Genomic DNA, 12126 nt, shown 5'->3' on the forward strand with positions numbered 1-12126 from the left:
GCAGCGCGCCGCGCGTCCAGATCCGCGACGTCGCGGTCGTCGGGTGCTCGACCGGCAGGCCCAGCTCACGCGCCAGCGCGGTGCCCTCGGGGCGGCGGTGGAGCATGGCCTCGGCGCCGACGTCGACCCGGACGCCGGCGACCTCCTCGGCGCGCAGCTTGCCGCCGACCTCGCCGGCCGCCTCGAGCACCACGACCCGGTGGCCCGCGGCGGCCAGGTCCCGAGCAGCCGTCAGCCCGCCGATCCCGGCTCCGACCACGACGACCCTCACGCCCCCAGTCTCCCAGCCCGTCGAGTCCCGGGTTCCCGAGGGTCGAGCCCCGGGTTCCGGGCGGTCGAGTCCCGGGTTCCCGAGGGTCGAGTCCCGCGCACCGGCGCACGGGGCGTCAGGCAGAGTCGGCGAGCCGACCGAACCCGCTGCGATGGAAGACCAAGGGACCGCCCTCGTCGCCCGGCCCGGACCGAGGGTGGTCCAGCGCGTGCAACTGCAGCAGCACGAGCACGTGGTCCCCGGCCTCGACCTCGCGGTAGATCGTGCAGTCGAACCGGGCGAGTCCCTCGTCCAAGGTGACGGCGCCGTCACGCGTCACGGTGACTGGAACGTTGTCGAAGCGCTGTGCGACGGGCCCGGCGAGCTGCCGGCAGACGTCCCCGTGGTGATCGGCGAGGACCGTCACGCCGAGATGTGCGGCACGCCGGAGGTCAGGCCACGTCTTGGAGGTCCTGGCAACCGAGAACGACACCAGCGGCGGGTCGAGGCTGATGGTGGTGAAGGAGCTCGCCGCGAGTCCGACCAGCCCGCCGTCGACAGCGGCAGCCACGGCCACCACGCCGGTGGGGAACACTCCGAACGCCTGTCGCAACCGGGCAGGGTCGAAGTCCTGGTTGGTGGTGAGGCGATCGACGGTCATCTGCGTGCCTCCAGGAGAGCGGTGACGACGGGCCGGATGGCGGCGATCCAGTCGGCGTAGGCGGCCGGTTCGTCATGGGTCGAGTCGAGGACGTAGAGCCCCCGTCCGGGAACAGTGCCACCGATCTCGGTCAGCACCGGCCGCAGGGTCAGCTCCGGCGCCAGCGCGTGCCCCGGGCTTGCGCCGAGCATTAGCGGGACCGCGACGCCGGACAGGCCCGAGCCGCCGGCGAACCGGTCGAGGAAGACCTTCAGCATGCCGGTGTAGGCGCCCTTGTAGGTCGGGCTGGCCACCACCACCAGGTCGGCGGCGCCGACCTGCGTGACCAGATCCGTGACGTCGGGGTCGGCCGGGTCCAGCAGCGCGGGACCGACGGTGGCGAGGTCTGCCACGACGTGGGGCGCTGTCCCGGTCAGCTGCTCGGCGACGTACGTCGCGGCGCGCAGCGTCCGGCTCTCCGGTCTCGGATTGCCGACGACGACAGCCGTGGTCATCCGGCCACCGCCTGCTGAGTGCCGGCCGCACTCCCGGGCGCTGCGTAGAGGGACGCGGGCCGCGGCAGTCCGTAGTGGTCGCGCAGCGTGGTGCCGGCGTACTCGGTGCGGAACAGGCCGCGGTCCTGGAGAAGAGGGACGACCCGGTCCACGAAGACGTCGAGCAGCTGCGGGTAGAGCGGCGGCATGACGTTGAAGCCGTCGGCGGCGTCGTTGCGGAACCAGTCGCTGATGACGTCGGCGACCTGGGTGGGCGTGCCCGCCACGACGTTGTGGCCTCGCGCGCCGGCGAGACGGTGCAGCAGCTCGCGCAGCGTCGGCCGGTCCCGCTCGACGATGTTGGCGACCACCTGCAGCCGACTGCGGTTGTTGTCGAGCACGTTGCCGGCCGGCCCGAAGATCTCCACCGGCACCTTCTCATCCAGCTCGAGGTGGGCGAGCGAGATCCCCGCCAGGCCCTCCAACTGGGCCAGCCCGTACGCCGGCACGGTGAGCGAGTCGACGTAGTGCTGCAGCTCGCGGGCCTCGGCCTCGGTGTCGGCGAGGAACGGGCTGATGCCCGGCAGGACCTTGACGTGGTCGGGGTTGCGACCCAGCCGCGCTGCCCGGCTCTTGATGTCGGCGTAGAAGGCCTGTGCGTCACCGATCGTCTGATGGGCGGTGAAGATCGCCTCGGCGTTGCGGGCGGCGAACGCCCGGCCGTCGTTCGACGACCCTGCCTGCACGTAGACCGGACGACCCTGCGGGCTGCGCGGCGCAGCGAGCGGCCCCGCCACCTGGAAGTGCCGCCCGACGTGGTCGACGGGGTGCACCTTGTCGGGATCGAAGTAGAGCCCACTCTCCCTGTCGGCCACGATGGCGTCGTCCTCCCAGCTGTCCCAGAGCTTCGTGACGACGTCGACGAACTCCTGTCCGCGGGCGTAACGCTCCTCGGCCGAGGGCAGCTCGGCGAGGCTGAAGTTCCGGGCCACGGCCTCGGACTGGGTCGTGACGATGTTCCACCCGGCGCGGCCGCCCGAGAGCATGTCGAGGGAGTTGAAGAGCCGGGCCAGGTTGTACGGCTCGTAGAACGTCGTCGACGCGGTGGCGATCAGGCCGATCCGTTCGGTACGGGCGGCGATGGCCGCGAGCCGGGTGATCGGCTCCAGGTGGGCGGTGGGCCGGTACGGCGTGGCCGCCCACATGCCCGGGCTGTCGGCGAAGAAGACGCCGTCGAGCTTGGCCGCCTCCGCACGCTGGGCGAGCTCGACGTAGAAGTCGATGTCGTGCACGCGTTCGGCCGCGGAGTCGGGGTGGCGCCACGACGCCTCGTGGTGACCGGCGTCGTGCAGGAAGGCGTTGAGGCTGAGCTGGCGGGTCATGTCGGTTGCTCCGTTCGAGAGGTGAGGGAGAGGAGGTCAGGCCGCGCGCCAGCGCGAGAAGCGCCGCTCCAGGGCGATCAGGCCGTAGTTGACGAGCACGCCGATGAAGGAGGTCGTGACGATCGCGGCGTACATCTTCGGGATGAGGAAGTTGAACTGGGAGTAGTTGATGAGGAAGCCCAGGCCCGCGGTCGCGCCGATCATCTCGGCAGCGATCAGCACGAGGATCGCGGCCGCACCGGAGATGCGGACGCCGGTGAAGATCGTCGGCACCGCCGCCGGGAAGACCACCTTGCGGAACGTCGCGACCGGGCTCAGCCCGAGCACCTTGGCCGAGCGGAGCAGCTGCGGGTCGACCGTCGCGACGCCCGTGACCGTTGCGAGCAGGATCGGGAAGAAGCAGGCGTAGAGGACGATGGCGATCTTGGAGGTCTCCCCGATGCCGAGGATGAGGGTGAAGACCGGGAGGATCGCGAGCGCCGCCGTGTTGCGGAACAGCTCGAGCACCGGCGTGCAGAACTCCCGCACGGGCCGGTACCACGCGATGGCGGCGCCCAGCGGGATCGCGGCAGCGATCGCCAGGAAGAAGCCAACCGCGGAGCGGACGAGGCTCGCCGAGATGTGGCGCACCAGCTCGCCGTCGCCGGCGATCCTCCACCACTCCTGGGCCACGACGTGCAGTGGCGGGATGAAGTAGTCGTCCACCACGCCGAGCCGGGGCAGGATCTCCCACAGCAGCGCGAGGGTGACGACGCCGGCCACGCCGCGGGCCGCGGTGACGGCGCGGCGCCGTCGCAGCGAGACGCCCTTGGCCCGGGCCGACTCCTCCTGTCGGGGGTTGGGGCGCGCCTCGGTGCGCTCCTCAATCAGGCTAGGCAACGGTCCGCACCTCCTCCAGCGAGCGCTGGACCGGCGCGCCGTGCTGCTCGCGCAGGAGGGTCCAGATGTGGTGCCGGTACGCCGCGAACGCCGGCGTCGCCCGGAGGTCGGTCTCACCCGCGGCCTCACGGTCGAGGTCCACGTCGATGACCTCCTTGATGCGCCCGGGTCGAGCACTCATCACCGCCACCCGTTGCCCGAGGAAGACCGCCTCGTCGATGTCATGGGTGATGAACACGACCGTCGTGCCGGTGCGACGCCAGATGCCGAGCAGCTCCTCCTGGAGCCGCTCACGGGTCTGGGCGTCCAGCGCGCCGAAGGGCTCGTCCATCAGGAGGACCTGCGGCTCGTAGGAGAGGCTGCGGGCGATCGCGACGCGTTGTTTCATGCCACCCGACAGCTCGTGGGGGTACCGGTTGGCGAACTCCGCGAGGCCGACCAGCGCCAGGTAGTGCCGGGCCTGCTCACGCCGCTCGCCCCGGCCCTTCACGCCGGCCGCTTCGAGGGCGAACTCGACGTTGCCCTGGGCAGTGCGCCACGGCAGCAGGGTGTACTGCTGGAAGACCACGCTGCGGTCACGGCCGGGTCCGGTGACAGCGACCCCGTCGACCGTCAGGCGGCCACCACTGGGGTGCGCCAGCCCGGCGATCAGGTCCAGCACCGTCGACTTGCCGCAGCCGGACGGGCCGACGACGGTGAGGAACTCACCCTCACCGATCGCCAGCGAGAGGTCGTCGAGCGCGACGAACTCGCGCAGCTGCTTGTCGTCGTCGCCGCGGACCCAGAAGGTCTGACGGACGTGGTCCAGTTCGATTCGGGAGCTCATGGGTCCGCCTCACGCGTAGGGGTTGAAGTCGTTGGTGTAGACGTCGGACGGCTGGATCGCATCGGCGTCCACGTCGCCGCGGCTCTCCAGCCAGTCCAGCCAGAGCGAGATGTCGCCGTCGCCGATGACGGGCTCGGCGGGCAGACCCAGCGTCCCGGGGAAGTTGGCCTCGATCGGCTCGATGTAGTCGGCGTGCCCGTGCTCGGTCAGCCACGGGAAGTAGACGTCGTAGATCTCCTGCTTCTCGTGGGTCTCGATGAAGTTGACGGCCTTGGCGATGCCCTCGACGAGCGTCCTGGTCGTGGTCGGATTGCGCTCGATGAACTCCTCACGCAGCGTGAAGCCGCCGCCGCCGTACGTGTGGCCGACCACGTCGATGTCACGCACCAACGTCTTGAGCTTCACGGTCCTCTTGGCGACCTCGAGGGAGGTGAAGCTCAGCGACGCGGCGTCGACCTGACCCTCCTTCAGCGCCTGCGGCGTGTTGAGGGGAGGCAGCGGGACCAGCGTGATCCGGTCCTGCTCCTCCTCGGTCAGGCCCTCCTGGTCGAACCAGGTGTCGAGGACGGCCTCGGCGTTGGCGCCGAGGGTGTTGACGGCGATCTTCTTGCCGATCAGGTCACGGGCGTCGGCGATGCCGCTGCCCTCGACCGTGGCGACGACCTGCCAGAGCTCGTCGGTGGAGCCGTACGTCGGCACCACGGCCTTGATCGGGACGCCGGTGCCGACTAGTTGTGCGATCGCGCCGTAGAAGGCGCTGGCGCCGATGTCGGTCTGGTTCGACGCGAGCGCCTGCAGGCCCTGCGGGCCGCCGGTGACGTCGCCGACCTTCTCGAGCTCGAGGCCGTCGAGGTAGCCGAGCGCGTCGGCGAGCTCGAGTGGATTCACGGTGCCGACGCCGGACTGGTACCGGATCGTCGTCACCTCCTTCCCGGCGGTCGCCCCGCTGCTGCCGGCGCAGCCGGTCAGGACGGAGACGGCGGCGGCCAGGGTGGCCAGCAGGACGATGGTCCGGACACGGGTCTTGCGGTGCGCACTCATGGGACTCACTTGAGGTCGAGGGGTGGTAGCGCCAGGCCGGTCGGCCCGGTGTTCAATCACCATAAAGTTACTCGACTTAAATGGCAAACATCGTCCCGGGTGTCGGACGGAACCGATGCCTGCCGCGAGCCGTCCCAGTTGCATGAGACGCACCGACAACGCCCACGCCACCACGCCAGGACCCCGCGCCGCACTGCTCTCGGTCTCGGTCTCGGTCGCGGTCGCCGTCGCGACCGCCGCGCTGCTCCTGGCCGGCTGCACCGGCTCCCCCGAGGGCTCCGAGGACTCCGGCGGCTCGGCCGGCACCATGTCCGCCGAGGCGGGCGACTCCGCACGCGCCTCGGGCGGGGGCGCCGACGTCCCGGCGGCCGTGGACGGGCTCCAGAGCTCCACCGGGAACCGTCAGGCGGCCGAGCGGCGAGCGGTGCGCGAGCCCGCGATCATCGCCACCGGTTCGGTGGCCCTCACGGCGAAGGACGTCGGCGACGCGCGTGCCGACGCGCAGCTGGTGGCCGAGCGCCACGGCGGCCACGTCACCGACGCCCAGACGAGCACCGACGAGGACGGCGAGGTCCGCTCCGCGCACCTGGTGCTGCGGGTGCCGAGCGACGCGTTCGCCGAGGCGATGGCGGACGTCGAGAGGATCGGGACGCTGCGGGAGTCCAGCACCACCAGCGAGGACGTCACCCAGCAGGTGGTGGACACCGACGCGCGCGTCGCGACCGAGCGCGCCAGCATCGACCGGATCCGGCTGCTGCTCAGCCGCGCCGAGAAGCTCGGCGACGTCATCTCGATCGAGTCCGAGCTCGCCCGCCGCGAGGCGGACCTGGAGTCGCTGTTGCAGCAGCAGGCCTACCTGGCCGACCAGACGTCGCTGTCGACGATCACGGTCACGGTGGAGCGCTCCGGTCCCCGCAGCACGTCGGACGACGCCGGCTTCCTGGCCGGCCTCGGGGCCGGCTGGGACGCGCTGGCCGGGTTCGCCGCGGCGCTCGCGACGGCCGCCGGAGCGGTGCTGCCGTGGGTGCCGGTCATCGCCCTGGTCGGCGTACCGATCTGGCTGCTGACCCGGCGGCGCCGTACCCGGCTGGCACCTGACCTCGCCGACGGCGACGCGCCGGCAGCCGGTTGAGCCCGGTCGACACCGTCAGGTGCCCACCGTCGGCGAAGGGTCAGAGCTCGTAGGACTGCACGAACTCCGTCAGCCGCTTGAGCTGGTCGGGGTCGGTGGTCGGGATGACGCCGTGGCCGAGGTTGAAGATGTGGCCGGGCGCGGCGCGGCCGGCCTCGATGACGCGCGCGGCACGCTCGAGCATCACCTCGGTGGGCGCGAAGACCAGCGTCGGGTCGAGGTTGCCCTGGACCGCGCGCCCGCCGACCTGGCCGATCGCGGCCGCCATCGGCGTGCGCCAGTCGACGCCGACGACGTCGGCGCCGGCCTGGCCCATCAGCCCCAGCAGGTTCGAGGTGCCGACGCCGAAGTGGATCCGCGGCACGCCCAGCGCGCCGACCCGCTCCAGCACCCGGGCGGAGTGCGGCATCACGAACGCTGCGTAGTCCTCCGGCGTCACCGCGCCGGCCCACGAGTCGAACAGCTGCACGGCCGAGGCACCGGCCGCGACCTGCACCTCGAGGTACGTCGCCGCGATGCCGCCGATCTTGCGCATGAGCGCGTCCCACACGTCCGGCGCCCCGAACATGAGCGCCTTGGTCTTGGCGTGCTCCTTCGAGGGCCCGCCCTCGACGAGGTACGACGCCACGGTGAACGGTGCGCCGGCGAAGCCGATCAGCGGCGTACCCCCGTTGATCGACGCGAGCTCGGCGGTGAGCTGCCGCACCGCCTGGGTGATCATCCCGACGTGCTCGGGCATCAGATCCGGGATCGCCTCGACGTCGGCGAGCGTGCGGACCGGGTTCGCGACCACCGGGCCGACGCCGGGCTTGATGTCGAGGTCGACGCCGACGGCCTTGAGCGGCAGCACGATGTCGGAGAAGAAGATGGCCGCGTCCACGCCGTAGCGGCGCACCGGCTGCAGGGTGATCTCGGTGACCAGGTCGGGGTCGAGGCAGGAGTCGAGCATGCTGACGCCCTCGCGGACCTTGAGGTACTCCGGCAGCGAGCGGCCCGCCTGCCGCATGAACCAGACCGGCGTGTGCGGCACCGGCTCGCCCCTCGCCGCCTTCAGGAAGGCACTGTCGGCGAGGCGAGGGTCGGGCTGCTGGATCTGTTCGGGCACGTGACAAGGGTCCCACCGTGACCGGCGTGTTCGCACATCGCGAGCGCCGCCTCGACCTAGGGTGGGGTCATGGTGGTGCGTGAGGAGACGCGCCCTGGCTCGGGCGCACCTGCAGCCCCGGTTGAGTTCCGGGCTGCGGTGGCCGCCATGCACAGCGCCAGGCTGCGGCCCGAGATCTTCTGCGAGGACATGCCTGCCCCGCAGCGCATCGCGCCGTACGCCAGCGCGCTGTCGGCCGACGTCACCGTCGACGACGTCGAGGTCGCCACGGGTCGGCTGATCCTGCTGCACGAGCCGGCCGGCAACGAGGCGTGGGCGGGCGGCACGTTCCGCCTGGTCGCCTACGTCCGCGCCGACATCGACGTGGAGCTCATCACCGACGAGATGCTCGGCGCGGTGGGTTGGTCCTGGCTGACCGACGCCCTGGAGGCGCACGGCGCCGAGTACGCCGCTGCGTCCGGCACCGTCACCCGGGTGGCGACGGAGAGCTTCGGCGGCATGTCGGAGGAGGACGCCACCGCCCAGATCGAGGTGCGCGCGTCCTGGACTCCCGTGGTCGGCCCCTCCGGCCCGGACGTCGCCGCGCACGTCGAGGCGTGGGGTGAGCTGCTCTGCACCGCCGCCGGCCTCCCGCCGGTGCCCGAGGGCGTCGCCGTCATCCCGAGCCGCCGCGGTCAGCGGGGCCCGGGCGCGTGATGTCCGAGGAACCCACCGACGCGCCCCAGCAGCCTGACGAGAGCGAGGCGGAGCCGGCACCGCTGCTGACCCTGCGTGACGGCCTGCCGCGCGTGATCGACACCGACGAGGGCCTGCTCGCGGCCGCGGCGGCGCTGGCCGCCGGCACCGGCCCGGTGGGCATCGACGCCGAGCGCGCGTCCGGCTACCGCTACTCCAACCGTGCCTACCTCATCCAGCTGCGCCGCGAGGGCGCGGGGATCTGGCTGATCGATCCCATCGACCTGTCGACGCTCGCGCCGTTGCAGGAGGCCCTCGAGGGCACCGAGTGGATCCTCCACGCGGCCACGCAGGACCTGCCGTGCCTCACCGAGCTGGGGCTGCATCCGAGCTCGCTGTTCGACACCGAGCTGGCCGGCCGGCTGCTCGGCTATCCCCGGGTAGGCCTGGCGACGCTGGTCGAGACCGTGCTCGGCTACCACCTGCGCAAGGAGCACTCGGCCGCCGACTGGTCGACGCGTCCGCTTCCCGAGGCGTGGCTGGAGTACGCCGCGCTCGACGTCGAGCCCCTCGTCGAGCTGCGGGACCGGCTCGCCGCCGAGCTGGAGGAGTCCGGCAAGGCCGAGTGGGCCCGGCAGGAGTTCGAGCACCTGCGCCACTTCGAGCTGCCCACCCGGGTGGACGCCTGGCGCCGCACCTCGGGGATGCACAAGGTGCGGGGACGACGCGGGCTGGCCGCCGTACAGGCCCTGTGGGAGACCCGCGACGAGATCGCCCGGGAGCGCGACGTCACCCCGAGCCGGCTCATCCCCGACGCGGCGATCGTCGCCGCCGCCAGCGCCCTGCCCACCGACCGGGTGGCGCTGCTGGGCACCAAGGGCTTCCACGGCCGGGGCGCCGAGCGCTACGCCAACCGCTGGGTGGCCGCGCTGCAGCGGGTCGCGGCGATGCCCGAGTCCGAGCTGCCGGCCCGCACGCCACGCGGTGACGGCCCGCCGATCCCGAAGGCATGGGCCGACCGGGACCCGGTCGCCGCCCGCCGGCTGGAGCTGGCCAAGGAGGCGATGGCCGAGCTCTCCGAGCGGGTCGAGGTGCCGCTGGAGAACCTGCTGACGCCCGACACGCTGCGCCGGGTGCTGTGGTCGCCGCCGCGCACCCGCGAGCCGGGGGCGCTGCTCGACGAGGTGACCGCCCTGTTGTCGGGGTACGGCGCCCGCGGCTGGCAGATCGCCCTGACGGCGCCGCTGCTCACCACCGCGATCCTCGACGCGGAGTCGAAGGCCTGACCCGCCGCCTGACGGCAGGCACCTGACCGTTCCGACCACTCTCCGGCGTGTCGCGGTTGGGAATGTCAGGTGACCGCGGGAGTCCGGCGGGAGGGTCAGGAGCCGGGCTGGAGGACCGTCTCGGCGGCCGCGTCGACCTGCTCGGTGATGGCGTCGATGTCGACGGTCGGCCCGGCGGCGAAGAGCTGCCGCAGCGGGGCCGCCGCAGCCGCCTCCAGCGCGGGCCACTCGTGGGTGAACGGCAGGATCTCCATGCTGCGCACGCTGTTGACGAACACCTGGGCGTGCAGCGGCTGCTGGGTGCGCTGCAGGAAGTCGTCGGACAGGGCGACCTTCTGGTTCACCGGCACCAGGTGACCGGTCGCCGCAACCGGCTCGAGCAGGGCCTCCGAGGCCAGGCCGACCATCAGGTCGGCGGCGTCCTCGCGGCGCTCCGACTCGCGCGAGATGCACAGTGCGGTGTAGTCGCCGATGGTGGCCGCGCCGTCGATGGACGGGATCGGCATCACGTCCCAGCGCAGGTTGGGGACCGCGCGGAGCTCGGGCACCAGGCTGCGGTCGCCGACCATCATGCCGAGACGGCCGCGCTTGAAGCGCCCGAGGATCGTGCCGTTGCCGAGCTCGTCGGGCGCCAGGCTGATCTCGGGGGTGCGCAGGATCGGGAGCAGCGTCTCGAGCGCGTCACGGGTGTCGTCGTCGCTGAAGGCCAGCGCGCTGGGCTCGTCGGCGTCGTCGGCGATGCGGCCGCCGGCGGCCAGCACGAACGGCGCCAGGCCCTTGAGGCTCGGCTCGATCGCGAAGCCCTTCACCCCGGGGCGGATCGTCGTCGCGAAGGTCGCGGCCGTGACGAACTGCTCCATCGACCAGGAGCGGTGGTCCTTCGAGGTCGGGACCTCCAGGCCGGTGGCCTCCATCCGCGGGAAGTCGACCAGGTCGGTGTTGTAGAAGATCACCTTCGGGGAGACGCCGTACGGCATGCACAGCAGTCGCCCGTCGGCGGAGAACGCCTCGAGCGCCTGCCGGGAGTACTCGTCGCCGAGGTCGACGGCGCGAGCGTCGAGGTAGTTGTCGACCGGCGAGACGCGGTCGTCGGCGCGCAGCTGCTCCATGTCGCCGCGCGAGACCAGGAACACGTCGGGCACCGGCTGGCCGGCCTCGAGGGCGGCGGTCATCGACGCGTCGTCGGGCCAGGAGGCCAGCGTGACGTCGGCCGCGTCGGTGCTCGCGTTGTACATCCGCACGACCTCGCCGTAGGCGGTCACCTCGGCGGGAGAGCCCCAGACGCCGAGCGTCAGCTTGGCGGGATCGTCGACCGGCGGCGGCGTCGGGCTGGCCGAGGGGGTCGCCACGGGCTCGCGGTCCTCGCTGCACGCCGTGAGCACCGTGAGCGGCAGCACGACGGCGAGGACGACGGGGGCGAGGGTTCCTCGCAGCTGCATGAGTCGCCGGGCCACCGTGGGCATCGTGTGCGACCTCCTGAGTCGGGCATGTGCGGGACGAGCCCGCTCACCCTACCGAGCGCCGGGAAGGTCTTTACCGTCGCCCATGCCCGCACCGGGGGTCGTCACCGGAAGAGAGGTCGAGCACGCCGGACCGGGAGCGCCTCACGGCGCGTGGCCGCTCGTAGCGGCTGATGTTGGGACCCGGGGCTGCCGCAGCCCGGCGTGCTCGACGCCCACTGTAACCCGGTCAGCTCAAGGTTTGTTCCAGTTCGGCGTGACCGGCCGCCTCCAGCTGCTCGGCTAGCACCAGCATCCGGCGGACCTCCGCCTCGCTGCTCCCCGCCAGGTGCGCTCGGCCGGTCGCGACGACACGCGCGAACGCGGCGGCACGGAACAGTACGTCGGCGAAGTCACCCGCGACGATGCCGCGCAGCACCTCGTCGACCATGGTGCGCAGCTCGTCGGGGCCCGGCGGCTCGGCCACTCCCGCGACCACGCGTGCCACCTGCGCGTGCGCCCGGCCCGCCTCGAACTCGCGAGCGACCTTCACCGGCGCGGCGTGCACCCACGAGCGCAGCAGGTAGAGGCGCCACAGGCAGCCGGACAGCGTGTCGGCCGGGGCACCGGACCAGACCTCGGCGATGGTCTCGATGCCCTCGGTCTCCGCGAGCCGCAGCAGCCGGTCCGCCACGGCGGCATCTCCCGCCGCGGCCGCGCCGCGGGCACCGCGGACCAGCAGGGTGGCCGCCAGGTCGCCGGCCTCGCGCACCAGGGCGGGGTCCGTGCCGGCCTCGATAGCGTCGAAGAACCGGTCCCCCGGCGTCATCGGACGGTGATGGTGCCTGCTCACCTGATCGAGACTAGGCGCGCGGCGAAACGCGCGGGGCGGAACCGGCCGAACCACGACAGCGGATGCGGCGTCCTACGGAGACCCCCGTGCGTCTCCGTGGGCGCCGCACCCGCTGCCGGAGGGC

Annotated in this window: 13 protein-coding genes; 3 read left to right on the top strand and 10 right to left on the bottom strand. The window is 72.3% G+C overall.

All coding sequences use genetic code 11. The features are described 5' to 3' along the window. The 7 genes from VGE38_RS05915 to VGE38_RS05945 all read right to left on the bottom strand — a co-directional run. On the bottom strand, positions 1-271 hold a 271-nt coding region (locus tag VGE38_RS05915), incomplete at its 3' end, for an FAD-dependent oxidoreductase (protein WP_331141611.1). A gap of 115 nt (positions 272-386) precedes the next feature. Continuing rightward, entirely contained in the window at positions 387-911 is a 525-nt protein-coding gene (locus VGE38_RS05920) for a flavin reductase family protein (RefSeq protein WP_331141612.1), read from the bottom strand. After that, positions 908-1405, bottom strand: coding sequence for an NADPH-dependent FMN reductase (locus VGE38_RS05925; protein WP_331141613.1), 498 nt, complete (start codon positions 1403-1405; stop codon positions 908-910). The genes VGE38_RS05920 and VGE38_RS05925 overlap by 4 nt, the downstream gene beginning before the upstream one ends. Beyond that, on the bottom strand, positions 1402-2766 hold the full coding sequence (locus tag VGE38_RS05930) for an LLM class flavin-dependent oxidoreductase (protein WP_331141614.1): 1365 nt from the start codon (positions 2764-2766) through the stop codon (positions 1402-1404). The genes VGE38_RS05925 and VGE38_RS05930 overlap by 4 nt, the downstream gene beginning before the upstream one ends. 36 nt (positions 2767-2802) lie before the next feature. Continuing rightward, positions 2803-3645: an ABC transporter permease gene (locus VGE38_RS05935; RefSeq protein ID WP_331141615.1), complete on the bottom strand. Its 843-nt coding sequence runs from the start codon at positions 3643-3645 to the stop codon at positions 2803-2805. Next, the gene (locus VGE38_RS05940; RefSeq protein ID WP_331141616.1) at positions 3638-4471 is read right to left on the bottom strand and encodes an ABC transporter ATP-binding protein; all 834 of its coding nucleotides are present in this window, start codon (positions 4469-4471) and stop codon (positions 3638-3640) included. The genes VGE38_RS05935 and VGE38_RS05940 overlap by 8 nt, the downstream gene beginning before the upstream one ends. 9 nt (positions 4472-4480) lie before the next feature. Beyond that, positions 4481-5512 (bottom strand): ABC transporter substrate-binding protein, encoded by a 1032-nt coding sequence (locus VGE38_RS05945; protein ID WP_331141617.1) that lies wholly within the window; start codon positions 5510-5512, stop codon positions 4481-4483. A gap of 142 nt (positions 5513-5654) precedes the next feature. On the opposite strand from VGE38_RS05945, the gene VGE38_RS05950 reads away from it, so the two are divergent. After that, positions 5655-6644, top strand: coding sequence for a DUF4349 domain-containing protein (locus VGE38_RS05950; RefSeq protein ID WP_331141618.1), 990 nt, complete (start codon positions 5655-5657; stop codon positions 6642-6644). A gap of 40 nt (positions 6645-6684) precedes the next feature. Here the strand turns inward: VGE38_RS05950 and hemE are convergent, their stop codons facing one another. Then, a complete protein-coding gene (gene hemE / locus VGE38_RS05955) occupies positions 6685-7749 on the bottom strand; it encodes a uroporphyrinogen decarboxylase (RefSeq protein WP_331141619.1) in 1065 nt (354 codons plus the stop codon). 69 nt (positions 7750-7818) lie between these two features. Here hemE and VGE38_RS05960 point away from each other — a divergent pair, with 69 nt between their 5' ends. Both VGE38_RS05960 and VGE38_RS05965 read left to right on the top strand, forming a co-directional pair. Next, positions 7819-8445 (top strand): DUF3000 domain-containing protein, encoded by a 627-nt coding sequence (locus VGE38_RS05960; protein WP_331141620.1) that lies wholly within the window; start codon positions 7819-7821, stop codon positions 8443-8445. After that, positions 8445-9710 carry an HRDC domain-containing protein gene (locus VGE38_RS05965; protein WP_331141621.1) on the top strand — a complete coding sequence of 422 codons (1266 nt, stop codon included), beginning with the start codon at positions 8445-8447 and terminating at the stop codon, positions 9708-9710. The genes VGE38_RS05960 and VGE38_RS05965 overlap by 1 nt, the downstream gene beginning before the upstream one ends. A 95-nt stretch (positions 9711-9805) precedes the next feature. Here the strand turns inward: VGE38_RS05965 and VGE38_RS05970 are convergent, their stop codons facing one another. Then, positions 9806-11164, bottom strand: coding sequence for an ABC transporter substrate-binding protein (locus VGE38_RS05970; protein ID WP_331141622.1), 1359 nt, complete (start codon positions 11162-11164; stop codon positions 9806-9808). 235 nt (positions 11165-11399) lie between these two features. Then, on the bottom strand, positions 11400-12002 hold the full coding sequence (locus VGE38_RS05975) for a hypothetical protein (protein ID WP_331141623.1): 603 nt from the start codon (positions 12000-12002) through the stop codon (positions 11400-11402). Between the last annotated feature and the right edge of the window lie 124 nt (positions 12003-12126).

It is taken from the genome of Nocardioides sp., from assembly GCF_036405735.1.
Taxonomy (GTDB): Bacteria; Actinomycetota; Actinomycetes; order Propionibacteriales; family Nocardioidaceae; genus Nocardioides.